At 40.8% G+C, this 16,166-nt stretch carries 19 protein-coding genes and 2 other annotated features (1 of these 21 cut by a window edge); of the genes, 2 read left to right on the top strand and 17 right to left on the bottom strand.

Annotation, left to right across the window (positions count from 1 at the left end; all coding sequences use genetic code 11):
* Positions 1-53, bottom strand: a binding site (T-box leader); it reaches 191 nt to the left of the window's first position.
* A gap of 56 nt (positions 54-109) precedes the next feature.
* From ACJYYY_RS04685 to ACJYYY_RS04675, 3 genes are all read right to left on the bottom strand, one after another.
* Positions 110-493 (bottom strand): OsmC family protein, encoded by a 384-nt coding sequence (locus tag ACJYYY_RS04685; protein ID WP_051456952.1) that lies wholly within the window; start codon positions 491-493, stop codon positions 110-112.
* 87 nt (positions 494-580) lie between these two features.
* Positions 581-1,504 (bottom strand): glutaminase A, encoded by a 924-nt coding sequence (gene glsA, locus ACJYYY_RS04680; protein ID WP_035314784.1) that lies wholly within the window; start codon positions 1,502-1,504, stop codon positions 581-583.
* Complete coding sequence (locus tag ACJYYY_RS04675; RefSeq protein ID WP_035314783.1) at positions 1,504-2,901, bottom strand: amidohydrolase; 1,398 nt, start codon at positions 2,899-2,901, stop codon at positions 1,504-1,506. Before ACJYYY_RS04675 ends, glsA begins: the two co-directional genes overlap by 1 nt.
* Positions 2,902-3,180: 279 nt before the next feature.
* Here ACJYYY_RS04675 and ACJYYY_RS04670 point away from each other — a divergent pair, with 279 nt between their 5' ends.
* Positions 3,181-3,822, top strand: coding sequence for an O-methyltransferase (locus ACJYYY_RS04670; RefSeq protein WP_051456950.1), 642 nt, complete (start codon positions 3,181-3,183; stop codon positions 3,820-3,822).
* Between the two features lie 103 nt (positions 3,823-3,925).
* Here ACJYYY_RS04670 and ACJYYY_RS04665 read toward each other — a convergent pair whose 3' ends face one another.
* The 13 genes from ACJYYY_RS04665 to ACJYYY_RS04605 form a co-directional block, all read right to left on the bottom strand.
* Positions 3,926-5,137 (bottom strand): MFS transporter, encoded by a 1,212-nt coding sequence (locus ACJYYY_RS04665; RefSeq protein ID WP_408869169.1) that lies wholly within the window; start codon positions 5,135-5,137, stop codon positions 3,926-3,928.
* 186 nt (positions 5,138-5,323) lie between these two features.
* Positions 5,324-6,220, bottom strand: a complete 897-nt coding sequence (gene rarD, locus ACJYYY_RS04660) for an EamA family transporter RarD (protein WP_035314781.1) — start codon at positions 6,218-6,220, stop codon at positions 5,324-5,326.
* Positions 6,221-6,290: 70 nt separating this feature from the next.
* On the bottom strand, positions 6,291-6,584 hold the full coding sequence (gene rpmA / locus ACJYYY_RS04655) for a 50S ribosomal protein L27 (RefSeq protein WP_035314780.1): 294 nt from the start codon (positions 6,582-6,584) through the stop codon (positions 6,291-6,293).
* A gap of 5 nt (positions 6,585-6,589) precedes the next feature.
* Complete coding sequence (locus ACJYYY_RS04650) at positions 6,590-6,931, bottom strand: ribosomal-processing cysteine protease Prp (protein WP_035314778.1); 342 nt, start codon at positions 6,929-6,931, stop codon at positions 6,590-6,592.
* A gap of 28 nt (positions 6,932-6,959) precedes the next feature.
* On the bottom strand, positions 6,960-7,268 hold the full coding sequence (gene rplU, locus ACJYYY_RS04645; protein WP_035314776.1) for a 50S ribosomal protein L21: 309 nt from the start codon (positions 7,266-7,268) through the stop codon (positions 6,960-6,962).
* Between the two features lie 16 nt (positions 7,269-7,284).
* Positions 7,285-7,357, bottom strand: a sequence feature (ribosomal protein L21 leader region).
* A 65-nt stretch (positions 7,358-7,422) separates the two neighbouring features.
* Positions 7,423-7,803: a RidA family protein gene (locus ACJYYY_RS04640; RefSeq protein WP_408869168.1), complete on the bottom strand. Its 381-nt coding sequence runs from the start codon at positions 7,801-7,803 to the stop codon at positions 7,423-7,425.
* A 121-nt stretch (positions 7,804-7,924) separates the two neighbouring features.
* Positions 7,925-8,716 (bottom strand): septum site-determining protein MinD, encoded by a 792-nt coding sequence (gene minD / locus ACJYYY_RS04635; protein WP_035314774.1) that lies wholly within the window; start codon positions 8,714-8,716, stop codon positions 7,925-7,927.
* Positions 8,717-8,718: 2 nt separating this feature from the next.
* A complete protein-coding gene (locus ACJYYY_RS04630) occupies positions 8,719-9,402 on the bottom strand; it encodes a septum site-determining protein MinC (protein ID WP_408869167.1) in 684 nt (227 codons plus the stop codon).
* A gap of 30 nt (positions 9,403-9,432) precedes the next feature.
* Entirely contained in the window at positions 9,433-9,984 is a 552-nt protein-coding gene (mreD, locus tag ACJYYY_RS04625) for a rod shape-determining protein MreD (RefSeq protein WP_051456948.1), read from the bottom strand.
* A 16-nt stretch (positions 9,985-10,000) separates the two neighbouring features.
* A complete protein-coding gene (gene mreC / locus ACJYYY_RS04620) occupies positions 10,001-10,852 on the bottom strand; it encodes a rod shape-determining protein MreC (RefSeq protein WP_035314773.1) in 852 nt (283 codons plus the stop codon).
* An 84-nt stretch (positions 10,853-10,936) separates the two neighbouring features.
* A complete protein-coding gene (locus ACJYYY_RS04615) occupies positions 10,937-11,953 on the bottom strand; it encodes a rod shape-determining protein (protein ID WP_035314771.1) in 1,017 nt (338 codons plus the stop codon).
* A 381-nt stretch (positions 11,954-12,334) separates the two neighbouring features.
* Complete coding sequence (gene radC / locus ACJYYY_RS04610; RefSeq protein WP_035314770.1) at positions 12,335-12,997, bottom strand: RadC family protein; 663 nt, start codon at positions 12,995-12,997, stop codon at positions 12,335-12,337.
* On the bottom strand, positions 12,978-13,649 hold the full coding sequence (locus ACJYYY_RS04605) for an A24 family peptidase (protein WP_035314769.1): 672 nt from the start codon (positions 13,647-13,649) through the stop codon (positions 12,978-12,980). Before ACJYYY_RS04605 ends, radC begins: the two co-directional genes overlap by 20 nt.
* Positions 13,650-13,856: 207 nt before the next feature.
* Between ACJYYY_RS04605 and ACJYYY_RS04600 the strand changes: the two genes are divergently transcribed.
* Positions 13,857-14,609: an ISL3 family transposase gene (locus ACJYYY_RS04600; protein ID WP_408869234.1), complete on the top strand. Its 753-nt coding sequence runs from the start codon at positions 13,857-13,859 to the stop codon at positions 14,607-14,609.
* Positions 14,610-14,871: 262 nt separating this feature from the next.
* Here the strand turns inward: ACJYYY_RS04600 and ACJYYY_RS04595 are convergent, their stop codons facing one another.
* Entirely contained in the window at positions 14,872-16,164 is a 1,293-nt protein-coding gene (locus ACJYYY_RS04595) for a folylpolyglutamate synthase/dihydrofolate synthase family protein (protein ID WP_035313993.1), read from the bottom strand.
* Positions 16,165-16,166: the final 2 nt, after the last annotated feature.

Raw genomic sequence — 16,166 nt, 5'->3', positions numbered from 1 at the left:
ACTCGCTCATCAATATATCATTCCGACCTACTACTCTTTCTCAACGATTTTTTCTGCTTAACTAACTTAGTTATTATCTTACCTTGCTTTCACTTTAAAAGCAAGCCTTTTAATCTATAAAAATAATTTCTTCCATCACTTCGATGTCTTCATTCAATGATTGAATGACCGGGCAGTTGCCATGAATCAGACGTAAAGCTTTTTTAATTTTAACCTGTTGCTCACTCGCTGCACGCATTGTAAACGTCACTTCAATCGCATTAATTGGCATAGCTTTATGAGCTTGATCACGCTCATATTCGACTTCTGTTTTAATGAATTCGTAAGCTATTTGTTGTTTCGTTAAAATACTTTCTAAAACATAATTGGCACAGCTTGCCACTGCTAAAACGGTAACTTCGACGGGTGAATAACCGACTTCTTTTTTCAATACGAGTTTTCCATCAGGTAACGCAATTTCAAGCCCGTCTTGACCAGGTACTATTTCCATCATCTGTTGTCATCTCCTCTAACTGCTCTGTATGTTAGCTTTAATTATAGGCTATTTGCCAGAAATAACAACTGAGATGTTCTGTTGTTGTTAAAAGACAGAAAGATTATACTTTTTGACGAGTGCCATTAGGAAGTGAACACCTGCAACACTGTTTCCAACTTCGTCAATCGCCGGCCCATATAAACCGATGCCAATCGGACCTTCGAGTATTTCAATCGCACCGCTTTTAACGACCGCAATAATGGCACCAGATACACCACTTTTAGCGGGCAAACCCACAAAGGCAGCAAACTTACCGGATGAATTATACATCCCACAGGTTAACATCAATGCCTTCGATACTTTTAAAATCGCACCGTCAATACAAATCCGTTCATTTTGACCATCTTCCGCAAAGAAAAGGGCAATTTGAGCGAGGTCACTCACTGTTACCTCAATCGAGCATAATTGCAAGTAAGTTTGAATCGCATTTTCAACACCTGCTTCTAAATAACCATTGGCCTTTAAAATATAAGCAATTGCTCGGTTATGATCGGCGGAATCATATTCTGACTGGTAGGTTTTTTGGTTAATTGTCACTTCTTTTTGCAAAAGTGTTTCTAAAAAAGTCAGCACAGTGGCGACTTTGTCGGTCGGCGTGTCACCCGGTAACATCGATGCCACCGTAATCGCACCGGCGTTTATCATCGGATTAAACGGTTTCGTGTTGGCGCTCTCGAGTCGAACAATCGAGTTAAACGAATCGCCCGTTGGCTCGACATCAACATAGTCCATCATCCGTGTCAGCCCATGATAATCAGCCGCCAACATAAAACTAATCACTTTCACGACACTTTGCAACGTAAATAAGGTGTCGGTTTCTCCATAGGCGTAGCTTTGCCCTTTATCTGTCAGACAGACTGAAAAATGCGCGGCATCTGCCTCAGCTAAGGCCGGGATATAGGTCGCAACCTTTCCTTGAATGGTCGTTTTACGACTTGTTTCAACCAATTGTTCGAGTAGTTGTTGCATCAGACACCTCTTTCATCAGGTACGAGCGAAACGTACGGTTCACCGTTAAGCCTCGTTTTAAGTTCAGCTTTGGCAGCCGGTATAATCGCCGAATCTGTAAGCGACGCAATCGCGGTATTGACCATTAATTCAGCCGCTTGCATCATCCCTTTGTGACCGACTGTGGTATTGCCATGGGAGACAACTTGCCACGTATGAGGTGGCGTCCCCATTGTCCAACATGCTGTGGCGACTTGAACTGTCGGCACCTTCCAACTGACATCTCCCACATCGGTCGATGCCATCATCGTACTTTCGGGTAATAGTGGTAGCGGGTAGTGATTTAGTTTTTTATCAGCTAACGCCTGCACCAACACATCGGGGAACAACGCAGTCGCTTCAGCCTGCGTCTGCGGATCAAATGTTTCAAAAATCGCTGACGCATATGCATATTCCTCCGCTGTATACGTTACTGGCGTAATCTTTTCAAGTTGTGCTTGCATGACATTGGCTAAGACAGTATTCGGAATTAAGTTTGATGCAGCTCCTTTAAAGTGGTAGTTCATTGAGGTTTCGGTCATTAATGCCGCACCTTCCGCAATTTTTTTAACCCGTTCAAACACTGACATCACCTGCGCTTTTTTGGGCGCTCGAATTAAATAAGAAACCTCTGCCTGTGCTTGCACGACATTAGCAGACAGTCCGCCTGCATTGGTAATCGCATAATGCATCCGCACATCACTCTCAACATGTTCTCGCAAGAAATTGACACCGACATTCATTAATTCAACCGCATCTAACGCGCTCCGACCAAGATGTGGCGCAGCCGCCGCATGGGCACTCTTCCCCTCAAAACTAAAATCAACGGCATAGTTCGCTAGGCTCGAAATGTTCATGACCGCGTTGACGGTATTTGGATGCCATGATATCGCTAAATCAACATCGTCAAAGACGCCCGCTTTTGTCATCACTGCTTTACCAGAACCCGCTTCTTCTGCGGGACAACCATAAAAACGCACAGTAATCGGTGCATTGGTCGCTTCGATATAAGCTTTCAAAGTAATTGCTGCCGCAAAAGAGCCAACACCTAATAAGTTATGACCGCAGCCATGACCATTTCCCGCTTGTTCAAGTGGTTGGTAGGCAGTTGCACCACCTGCTTGACTGAGATTAGATAACGCATCGTATTCGCCTAAAAAGGCGATTACTGTTGGTCCCGTTCCAAACTCACCTTTAACGGCTGTTTCAAGTCCAGCAACGTTACGTTCAACAGAGAAGCCTTCGTCATCCAATGCCTTTGCCATCAACGAAACCGCGTGTTTTTCGTAATAATAAACTTCCGGTACTTCCCAAATCGCATCGCTTAATTGCGTAAATTCCGTTTTCTTGCCATCTAAAAACGCCTGTGTATTAAACATTATAGAACCCCTTTTCATTATCTTATATACATATACTTTATTCAAAACTGCCTCTCAAAGCAAAACCAACAACCAGGATTAATTAACCAACTAACTTCCGTTTATAATACCATATTAGTAGTAAACTATTAAATCATTCCTCCTTATTTAACACTATATTAAATTCCCTTAAAATAAAGCAAAATTGACGATTTTAAGAGCAATATCATTTTTTATCGCAGAAAAGGGTTGGCAAGTTTATGTTACAGTCTTATACTAGTAGAGAATGGAGTGAGAAACGTGTCAGAATTTAATTTAACAAAACAATACATTGAAGAAACTTGCAGTTACGAGCCTGATTTTTTCCATCAAATAAGAGATAGCATTATCGCTGCCGGCATTAATGAAATGAGTATTGATGCTGATTCAGCCCAACTGTTGCGAGTACTTATTAAAACAGCGGGCGTAAAAAAAGTATTAGAACTTGGAACCTTAGGTGGTTATAGTGCTATTTTATTTGCCTCTATTTTACCGCACGATGGTCATGTTACAACGATTGATAACGACATTCGCTACCAACCACTCTCCAAAGGAAACGCTGAAAAAACCGGTTATAAAGACAAAATCACCTTTATTTGTAACGATGGTTTAAAAGCGATGGAAGCCTTAGCTGCTGAAGGCGAAACATTCGACTTCTTCTTTATCGATGCGGCTAAAAACAGCTATATTAACTACTATGAATGGGCTTTGGCAATGGCAAAACCAGGTTCGTTAATTGTAGCGGACAACACCCTTTGGAAAGATGAAGTACCTGACCCTGATAAAACATCAAATCCGATTCGGGCGATGCGCCGTTTCAATGAGTATGTCGGCAAAGACGATCGTGTTGATGCGATTATTACAACGACAGGTGACGGTATGACTATTGCCCGTGTGAAATAAATCCCATCAATGTTCAGCATATATTTTAAACAGGTTTAACTATTAAAGAACAGCCTCTAACTTCAGTCTCACCCCACCACAAGCGCTTGTGGTGGGTTTTTCATTACGATTGATCACTTGAATGAGTGTCAACCGACGTACTCAATAACAACATGTTCGGGACACAGATAGCCGCACAGGCCATTAACAAATAACAGACACTCACATAAGAACCATCCGTATAATCAATCAGAAACCCGATTACGACAGGGGTCGCAAACCCGGCCAGTTGCCCACCTGTATTCGCAATCCCCATCGCTGTTCCGACGACCGCCTGTGGCAGAGCTTTCAGCAAAATACTTGGTAATAACACAACGATATACGTAATAAAGACCATAATCAACGATTGGTAAACAATGAAACCCACGATTGTTTCGGCAAAAAACATCAAATAGAGGCAAATGACAATCCCGGTTGCAAATAAAGCCGCCACTTGTTTGTTGGCTTGGAGCGATAATTTATCAATGAGTACCCCATAACAAAACATACAAACAAGCATGATAAGTCCAGGCACTAATTGCAACAGGCCAACCTCAATTAACGCTAAACCTCTTATATCTGTTAAATATTTTGGCAACCATGAAGTCAGTCCCCAATTCACTGCATAGATAGCAAAAAAAGTCCCTAACAAGAGCCACATTAGCGGACGGTGGAGCAACGATTTAAACACCTTTGCAACGCTAGTCTTTCCCGCCTTTTTCAACGGGGGCACGTCGATGTATCGTCGATAAAGCAGTGTCACAACCAAACCAACTAAACCAGCACAAACAAATACTAACCGCCACCCAATGCTAACAATTAAATAGGAGCCTATCAGCGGAACAAGCACTAATGTTATCGCTGCTGACGCTAATAAGAGCGACATCGCCTTACTCTGATGTTTTTTGGGAAACACTGATGCAATAACCTTTGCGGCGGCTGGTTGAAAACCACCTTCACCAATGCCAAATAAAAAACGGATAATAACCAATAACACGAACGATCCCGCAATTGCGGTTAAACCCGTGAAAATTGACCACATTAATACCGCTGCTACTAAAACAACTTTGGCACCGATCTTATCGGCTAAGATTCCGCCTGGAATTTGCATCAAGGCATAGCCCAAAAAGAAAGCGCTCAAAACCCAGCCTGTTTGCGTCGCGGATAATGTCAGTTCGTCAGCCATATGAATAATCGCGTAATTAATCACCGTTCGGTCTAAGTTACCTAACCCCCAACCAATACACAATAATAGCAACATCGTTTGGCGTGTTTTTTTTAAAGTTGTTGCCGCCATTGTAACCCTCCTCTCCTTCTTTACATAGCGGATACAGATACTGTTACTCGAGCCGTTAGTTATAACTAGTTTATTTTAAAAATCAGCAATACGTCAATTAATAACCGCACACAAAAAACTTATCTCGCTTCAATGTCGAGATAAGTTTAATGCAGCTGTATTTAGTCCTAACAGTACTGTCGTCTGTTATTTTTCACGATGTTTCCTAATTGTTGCCACTGAATAAATCAAGAGACCGAGCCAGATTAACGCAAAGCTAATCGCATGCGTCCGAGTAAAAGCCTCATTGTAAATAAACACTCCGAGCAGTAAACTGATGGTTGGTGCAATGTATTGCATAAACCCAAGCATGCTCAACGTCACTTTACGGGCGGTAAAGGCAAATAACAATAACGGAACAGCTGTTACAAGCCCTGAACAAATGACGAGCAACCACGAGACGACTGTTGCATTGTTCGTCACGAAGCTTTGATCACTGAAAATATAATACCCCCATAAAAGTAAAGCAAATGGGGAAACAAACAAGGTCTCAATCGTTAAGCCTTCGATGGCTGGAATATCCATTTTTTTCTTGAGTAAGCCATAAAATCCAAATGAAAAAGCAAGAATAAGCGATAAAGAGGGAAACACACCTAAACTCAAGGTCATCACCATCACACCAGCAAACGCTAAAATAACAGCCACAACTTGCGCACGGCTCAAGCGCTCTTTTAAGAAGATGACACCCAGCACAATACTTACAATCGGATTAATATAGTACCCGAGGCTTGTTTGTAAAATATGATTATGGTTAATCGCCCAAATAAAAACAAACCAGTTCGTCGAAATGAGTAAGGCCACTAATAACATTAGCAGAAACTGTTTCGGGCTGCGAAAAATCGCTTTAATAATAACAGAAAAAGATTGCCATTTTTTCGTGAAAATGACGGCTAACACCATAAATACAGCAGCCCAGATAATTCGTTGTGCTAAAATTTCAAGTGGCAAGACATCCGATAGTAATTTAAAAAAGAGTGGGATAAACCCCCACATCACGTATGTTAATAAACCAGCAAAGATACCGACATTACTTTTTCGCTCCAATTTCTTTCATTCTCCCTTTAATAAAAAAAAGAACAAAACCATAGCGGTCTTGTTCTTTTATTTGTGTTATTTATGCTTCTTGAGCTACAGGATAGACAGAAACTTTCTTCTTGTCACGACCTACGCGTTCGAATTTGACAACACCATCAACTTTTGCGAATAAAGTATCATCGCCACCACGACCAACGTTTGTTCCTGGGAAAATACGAGTTCCACGTTGACGATATAAAATCGAACCCCCGCTTACGAATTGTCCATCAGCACTTTTAGCGCCTAAACGTTTTGATTGTGAATCACGACCATTGGCAGTAGAACCACCACCCTTTTTATGGGCAAAGTATTGAATATTTAATTGTAATAACATATGTTTCACCTCCAGCTATTTTTTATCTGAATAAATTCAGCATAACTTGCTTCTAAGGTAGTGAACTGTGTTAATAGAGCTTCCGCTAACAATTGAACATCCTTTTGAATCTCATCGCTTAAATCAACCGGTAATGAATAATAAAGGTAACCTCCACCATCCTTTTCTTCAATATGTGGGGCCTGGTCGACATGCAAACTAATTGCATTAATCATTCCAAATATCACTGTTGAAGCACCTGCACACACTAAATCTTTACCAGACTCAGCATAGTCAGCGTGACCTGTCATTTCAATTGCAACGATTTTCTCAGTCTCTTTCAATCGGTTTACATTTACTTTTATCACACGTCATCAGTCCTTAATCGTCTTTTACTTAAGCGTTGATTTTACCAATCACGACTTTTGTATAAGGTTGACGGTGACCTTGTGTTTTGTGATAGTTTTTCTTAGGTTTGAATTTGAAAACGATAACTTTCTTTTGGCGACCGTGTTTTTCAACAGTACCAGTTACAGTTGCGCCTTCAATCAAAGGAGCACCAACTTTTACTGATTCACCACCAACGAATAATACCTCGTTGAATGTCACTTCAGCGCCAGCTTCAGCATCCAGTTTTTCAACGTAGATTACTTGGCCTTCTTCAACTTTTAATTGTTTACCACCTGTTTTAATAATTGCGTACATTCTATGCACCTCCTCTTAGTTTACTTAGACTCGCCACTAGCAGGCGACACTGGGTTCTTAATACCTGTAATGCGCGGTTACAGCAGCACGGGTGCTACATACATAACATGTTAAAATATACCATAGATTAACCGAGTCGTCAACGCTATTCTCTTTATTTTTTTATTTCTGCGATGATTTCAATTTCAACGAGGGCCTTTTTCGGCAATGCCGCTACCTCGACACAACTACGAGCGGGACGCACATCACCTAAGGCTGCTGCATATGCCTCGTTAAGTGCCGTAAATTGACTTAAATCGGTCGTAAAGATCGTTGCCTTTACAATATCATTATAGCTGCCACCACAGCTTGCTAGTAGGGCTTTAATGTTTTTCATAACCTGGTCTGTTTGAGCAGTGATAGTTTCACCAACCATTTCACCAGTCTGTGGGTCTAATGGGATTTGTCCCGAAAAGAAGTGAAGATCGCCAACGATTTGCCCCTGTGAATAAGGACCAATTGCCTGTGGTGCATCAAGTGTTTGAATTTTTTTCATGCTAATTCCTCCTTATCTATTATACGCATTAGTGTATCATAACTTTCATCTGTTTCACCACTGATGCCCATCTAAAAAAATACCCATCCGAAATTATATTCAGATGGATAACCAACACTATTTATTTCTTCCCAAACAGGCGTTTAAAAAAGCCGACTTTATGCTCTTTAATTTGCATTAATGGCACTGACTCTCCCATAATACGACGCGCAATATTGCGGTAACCGAGTGATGCCTTCGATGTATTCGACAACACAACCGGTTGCCCGTTATTTGACGACTCAATCACAGCCTCATCATCCAAAATAATGCCTAATAAATCAATCGCTAAATGCGACGTAATGTCTTCTACCGCCATTGAACGCCCATCTTCAACCATATTGACACGAATACGATTAATAATCAGTTTCGGGGCAGGGAATTCCTTTTGCTCCAAAAGGCCGATGATACGATCTGCATCACGAACAGACGAAATTTCTGGCGTTGCAACAACAATCGCACGATCAGCTCCGGCAATTGCATTTTTAAATCCTTGTTCAATTCCTGCTGGGCAATCTAAAATAATATAATCATAATCGTCGCGGATACTATCCACTAACGATTTCATCTCTTCACCTGTAATTGCATCTTTATCTGAATTTTGTGCGGCTGGTAGCAAAAAGAGCTTACCATCAAATCGTTTATCCTTCACTAATGCTTGGTGTAACTTACAGCGTCCTGTGACAACATCAACGATATCATACACAATTCGGTTCTCTAAACCTAGAATAACGTCTAAATTCCGCAGACCGATATCCATATCAATTAGACAGACCTTTTTACCCTGTAATGCCAGTGCTGTTCCTATATTAGCGGAGGTTGTTGATTTACCGACGCCACCTTTACCAGATGTAATTACTATAGCCTCTCCCACAATTAGCGTCCCCCTTTTTCAGCTGCAAAAATCGACTTTGTATCAGCGTATTGATCCAATGCTTCGATTGTTATATTATTCTCTTTATCTAAGTATGCAATCGATAAGCGTGTAGCAATTGTTAGTGCTTCTTCCTTATCGATTGTTCGTACACTAGAAGCAATTCTTAACTGCGCAGGATATTGGAAACACCCGATGATAACAGCCTTCATGTTACCATTTTTACCCGCATGTATCGTTCCTTTGACTTGCCCCATCACAAACGCGTGTTCAACGACTTCTACATGACCGCCAGGATTTATTTCTCCGACAATAAGCATATGCGCTCCTGATTCAACCAGTTGTCCTGATCGGATTAAGCGCGATAATGGCAATACCTCATCTTCATGTTTCCATTTTTCCGCGGCATTATTAGTCATCACGTTCGTTCGTATTTTACTCACAATCAAATCACTTTTATCATGGATAACGCGAATGATTTTTTCTTGGAATTCTTTTGATAAAATGCGATAGCCTGTTTCAACAGTCACCGGTGTCCGTTTGACTGTCTCGTTGATTTGTTTATTCGGTCTCTTTTCTAACAGGTCATTCAATTCTTTGAAAAGTGTATTATAGCCTGATTCATCCGATAATTGTATGACAATGCCATCCTTAGTCCCTTTTAACTGAACTGCTTTTTTTTCCATCTTTTGACCCCCTAGAAATTTATGAGTGAATTACAATTTAACCTGTGTCGCTGAAATCCCCTTGTTTTCTCGTTGCCATCGTTTGAGTAGCATTGTAAACGGAAAATAAACAATTAAAAAATATGCCATATTGAATAATAAGGTTGTTGTTAATCGTGATGTAACATACGGTAAAAAGGCAATTGAGACACTTTTCAAACTTGAGAATATCAAGTAAGCTCCAAATTCACTAACGGCAACGCCAAAAATAGACACAAGTAACACCATTAGAAAGGATCCTTGTAAATAGTGTAACAATTTCCCACTGATGTAGACAACTACCGGAAATACTGCAAAGTACACGCCGATAATGCCAATGTTATAAACATCATAAATCAATCCAAGAATTAACGCGTATACAAGCACTTGGTTACGAGGTATATACGCCACCATCATAATAAGCATGACAATAATAAAATGAGGAATGTATTTCGTTGCCCCATAAAAAAGCGTGTGCGCAAAATAAAAGCTGACTGTATTTTCTAAAATAAAACACAGTCCCATTATGATGGGAAGTAGTATTCTTGCAGGTATTTTTTTCATACTAAGCACTCCTCACCTATGACTCAGTATCAATCGTTCTTTTTGCAACGAGTACTGTATCAAAGTCATATAAATCTGCCTCAGTTTTTATATTTGCTGTTTGTGATAAACCAAACTGATCATTTTCGACACTTTCAATTTCACCGACAAGTAGACCACCTGGAAAACGACCACCGTAACCTGTTGTCACTACTTTTTGACCTTTTTTGAATTTTTGATCAATCGGTAATTGTGTCAATTGTATCGTGTTTTCTTCTTTATTATAGCCACTAACAATACCATACGCCTTTTTATTCTCACCTAACTGCACCGCCGCACTAATGCGTGTGCGCGAGTCTGATGAGCTTAACAATTCAACAGACGATGATTTTGCGCTGACTGATTTAATTTTACCGACCAATCCTTTGCCAGTTGTAACAGCCATATTAGGCTTAATACCATCTAAAGAACCCTTATTGATTGTTACTTGATCGAACCAACCATCAGGGTCACGCGAAATAACTAAACCGGAAATCGGTTCAAATTCTGATAGTGTTTTTTTGACATCAGACTGGTTTTTCAAGTCCTTATTTTCTCGTTTTAACGTTACCACATCACTTTGAAGTTGGCCCAACTGTTCGACTTGCTCTTTTAGTGATTTGTTTTCTTCATAGGTTGAAGTTAAATCTCTTACACCATCAAAGAGACCAACAACAAAATTGACCGGTTTAGAGATGATATTCGAGGCAAACCCCACAACATCATACACAAACAATTCTGGTAAAGAGGCATTCTCACGGTCGCGTGAGGTAAAACCAACCAGACTTACAAATAACACTACTGCTACAAGTAGTATTAATAAACGTTTATTTAAGAAAAAACGTGGCATAGTACCAACACCTCAACATATTTAATTTTATCGCGTTATAAAGAATGAATAAGACAGTCATGTACACTGTCTTATTCATTCTGACTATCTACCTTTTTTTGCGTTTTTGAACAAGTTAATGTTATCTAATGATTTACCTGTCCCAACTGCTACACAGTCTAATGGGTCTTCAGCAATCACAACAGGCATGTTTGTTTCTTCGGAAATCAAACGGTCGATATTGTGTAATAAAGCACCCCCACCTGTCAAGACAATACCTCGATCCATAATATCGGCAGCCAATTCTGGCGGAGTACTCTCTAAAGTTGTTTTAACAGCATCAATTACTTGCATCACTGAATCGTGTAAAGCCGTGCAAATTTCTTGAGCAGTAATCTCGATTGTTTTAGGCAGCCCTGTTACAAGGTCTCGTCCGCGAATATCAGTTGTTTGTTTTTCTAAACCTTCTGGATTTGCTGAACCAATTTCCATTTTAATTGCTTCGGCAGTACGTTCACCAATGAGGAGATTATATGTTTTACGGATGTAGTTGACGATTGCTTCATCGAGCTTATCACCAGCGGTACGTTCTGAGACAGCAGTTACAATACCTCCAAGTGAAATAATTGCCACTTCTGTCGTACCACCACCAATGTCTACTACCATACTACCTGTTGGTTCCCAAACTGGTAAGCCCGCACCAATCGCTGCCGCAAACGGTTCCTCGATTGTATAAGCATCACGTGCTCCCGCTTGACGCGTTGCATCTATGACAGCTCGTTCCTCAACGCCTGTTACACCAACGGGAATACAAATCATCACGTGTGGTTTGCCAAGACCCATGCCTTTATTCAATTTATCAATGTAATATTTCATCATCGCCGCGGTAATATCGTAATCAGCAATAACACCATCTTTCATTGGACGAATCGCGACAATATTTCCTGGTGTACGACCAATCATATTGCGAGCATCACTACCGACCGCTACGATTTGACCTGAATCTTTATTGATTGCTACGACAGATGGTTCGCGTAAAACAATCCCTTTTCCTTTTGCATAGACTAATGTATTCGCGGTTCCTAAATCGATACCGATATCTTTACTCCCAAAACTAAACATTTTCCAGACTCCTTTTTTAATGGTAATTTTTATAGTTATCTAATTTACATTTATGAAATGATTAACGTGCTCATTGTTACCGTCACTACTTAATTCATTATATCATACCTTCAGCCAATGACTGTGGCAGACCATGTATAGCGCCTCTTTTCTGATGAAATAGACAGACTGCTGAGACATTTAAAGATAGGACAATTATCAATCATTAAGACAACCTCCGCGCTATCTTAATTATTTTAACATAGCCTTAACTCTTTTTAAATGAATTGTGTGTTAAAAGCTGAATAAATAACCGCATAACCCTCGTTTCAGCTTATTTTCAACAAAATTAGAACACTCGTTCCTTTAATTGCTACTGTTACTATCTTCATTCGCAATCAGTTAATAGTCACCGCGACTAAAACTATAAAAATCACCATCACCAATAATGATATGATCGACTAATCGCACGCCAAGCAGTTCACCACTCTCACGCAAGCGTTTTGTTGCGCTTATATCGGCCTTAGACGGCCTAATATCACCCGATGGATGGTTATGAAAGCAAATAACATTAGCCGCATTATAGTGCAACGCTTTTAAAAACACTTCACGTGGTGAAATTAATACCTCATTTAAACCACCGATATAGAGCGTTTCGCTGTGAATAAACTGATGTTTACTATCTAAATACATACAAATGAAATGTTCTTGCGTCAAATAGCGCATTTTTGGCAAGACGATTCCGACTGCTTCTTCTGGCGATTCAATCGATTGCTTATGCACAAACGATTCAACTGCTAAACGTTTGCCCATTTCGAGCATTGCTAGTATTTGGGTCGCTTTAACTGGACCGATACCTTCTATGGTCATCAATTCTTTATGAGAGGCCTGTTGTAAGTGACTGAGCGTTTCATACTGCCGTAGAACATTTGTTGCTAATTGATAAACCGAATGTTTAACTGTACCTGTCTGCAAGATAATCGCTAATAATTCTTGCGTGGATAATTGTTCTGCCCCATACGCGATTAAACGCTCACGTGGTTGTTCAACTAGCGAATCCACCATCAAAAACACCTCCTGTCATAATAAAATAAGCCATGCTAATAAACGGCACAAAGGGAATCGGCTGACGTTGGCGTTTGAGCATTGTCCACACGAGACCAAGTGCTGCTGCTAAGCCGATTAACCAAATAAATTGTAATGGTGGCACTCCCCACCCTAAGGCTAAAAACAAACAAATATCACCACTACCAATCGCACGGTTAGCACTCAGCCACAGCAACAAACAAACTGCCCCATTAATAACGAAAACTGCTATTACAGCTGTACCATGTAAACTAACCAATAATAACGCCAAAAAAATCACCATTGGGAGCGGAACATGGTAACTCTGCCAATCGACAAACGAGAGCCAAATTAACACAAGATAGACACTGCCTTGAACAATTGCACTGACACTCATATCAAAACCAATTGGAACCAGAACAGCAACAACAACCAATTCACTCAATGGGTAAACCCATTTTAGTGGTTGCTGACAACAAACAGAGCGTCCGCGTAAAGCGCAGAAACTAACGATTGGTATGAGTTGCCACCACTGTAGGATTGAACCACAGTCATCACAGCGTGAACGTCGACGCCATAAGGTATTTTCCGTTGCATAAGCCGTGGCACTCCAATAAATAAACGAACTCAACACATAACCGAGAATAATCATGGCGACTCCTTTTTTCTTTTAAGTATAGCAACAATCAGTGCCTGTGTTATAACTGATTCTCGCGCTTTGACACTGCTAGACTGGCCATAATGCACGCATATTCGTTAAGCACTCCGTCTCTTTAAGCCAAACTAAAAAACCCTCCAAAAAAGAACCTTTTTGGAGGGTTAACAATTATTTCGGTTCTATAATTTATGGTGTTGGTGAATTTTCACTGATGCGAAAAAATATGAAATCATTGATATCCTCCCATCTAGAAGATTACATCATCTCAGAGATTACTTTTCAAATTATTCATCTGAAGCGAGAGCTTCTGTAAAAACGATTGTCATCGATATGAACGCCCCTTACGGGTCTTTAATTAAAGAGGTGTTCTCAAATGCAGATACCATCATCGATCGTTTTCATTTGTCCCAATTAGTAACACGTTCCCTTAATCAAACACGCATTAAACTCATGAACCGTTATGATACTTCAAACTCAGAAGATAAAAAGATTTATCGTAAACTCAAAGCGTATTGGAAATTACTTCTCAAAAACAAAACAGACTTAAGCGATTTTGATTATCGCTATCATCGTTTATTTAACGGACAAAAAAGTTCGAGAGGAATCATCGATTACTTTATGACACTGGATGTTGAATTCAAAGAAACGTACGAACTAGCACAGCAATTACTGATTGCGCTACAACACAAAAATTTCCCTGCTTACCAATCACTGATTCAGACTAAAAAACCTTTCGTTTCTTCACAACTGAAACGCAGTTTAAAAATATTAAACAAGCATTTACTTGCAATCGAAAATAGCTTTAAATACAAGGATTCCAACGGGCATTTAGGAGGGATCAATAACAAAATAAAAGTGATTAAACGGATTTCGTTTGGTTACCGTAACTTTTCAAATTTCAGAAACAGGATTCTACTCGGATTCAATCATAAACGCATCGCTCCCAACTCGTAATTAATTGACTCTTTTACTGTCTTTTAATACGCGAGAGCCTCAATAATAAACGTGCAGCGTCATGACGTTTGTGAAGGCGACTCTAGCGGGAAAAGTGGCAGCTGAATACCCCCCAGCGGAGCGCGGAGGATGAAGCGTCACCCGCAGAAAGCGTCCTTCACATTAGGAATGACTACAAAAAAAGCAGCTACCAAAAAAGGTAGCTGCAAAAATGACTTATTTTACTAAATTTTGAATAACAACACTATTTGACATAGAGCCCTTATTTCAACGCCAATAAATACGCCCGTACTTCTGCGATAAAATACAGTGACCCTGTCACTGCAATGACGGTATCATCAGCAGTTGCTTCTTCAATGAAGGTAGTCAGCGTCTGACGCCAATCCGCTGCATGCGGCAGTGCAAATTGCGTGGCCTTCGTTTGTAGCTGACTAGCTGTCATTGCCCGTGGATAATCAAAAGTCGTTAAGGTCACCGTGGTGCTTGATAGCGTTAATAAACGCGCCAACATCGTATCCAGTGGTTTGTCAGTTAAGGCTGAGAAAAGCACCTGTTTCGGTTGTGAAGGGTACATTTTAGCCAGTGTGTCGACAAAAGTCGTCATCCCCTCATTATTATGCGCGCCATCTAACACAATCGTTGGCTGGTGGTGCACCGTTTCAAACCGACCGGGCCATTTTGTTGTGGCAAGCCCTACTCGTATTACGGCTTCGGTCACATGTGGATAAAGCGGTTGTAATAACAGCAACGCTTGTATCGCCACCGCTGCATTACGCAACTGATGATCTCCTACTAAACCGACAACGACATCTCTGTAGACGTCATCGGTCGTTTTAAAAGTTAAACGATTGTCAGTTACCTGTTCGATTGTATAAGCCTGACCCACCTCGTAATAGGGCGCAGACTGTTCGAGTGCCCACTGACGAAACAATGGCTGCAACTCAGCCTGTGTCACTCCAGAAACGACCGGACGATTCGGTTTGATGATACCGGCTTTCTCCGAGGCGATTTTGGCGAGGGTATCTCCTAAAATGCCAATGTGATCCATCCCGATTGTTGTAATAACACTCAGTATCGGATCAATCACATTAGTACTATCTAAGCGGCCGCCAAGTCCGACTTCAACGATGCCAATATCAATCGAGTGCATCGTCGCAAAATAATCGAAGAACATCGCTGTAATCACTTCAAATTCAGTCGGTTCACCATAAGGCGACGTCGCCATCGCCTCAACAATCGGGCGTATTTTTGTAATCAATGCTACCAGTTCGTCATCACTGATTGGTTGCCCATTGACGCTGATGCGCTCATTGAACGTTTCAATGTAAGGCGAGGTAAAGGTACCAACTTCATAACCTGCCGCTTGTAAGGTTGTGCGCAAATACGCAACGGTTGACCCCTTACCGTTCGTTCCCGCAACATGGACCCAACGATTTTTCTGTTCAGGATGCCCGAGTTGCGCAAGCAGATAAGTCATCCGTTCAAGTCCTGGTTTAATACCGAGGCGTAAACGTGAGTGGATCCACGCGATTGCGTCGTCGTACTGTGTCGTCATCT

Source organism: Brochothrix campestris, assembly GCF_046058945.1.
GTDB classification, from domain to species: Bacteria; Bacillota; Bacilli; order Lactobacillales; family Listeriaceae; genus Brochothrix; species Brochothrix campestris.
Note: the sequence above shows the minus strand (reverse complement) of the source record. Positions and strands in the feature narration are given on the sequence as shown.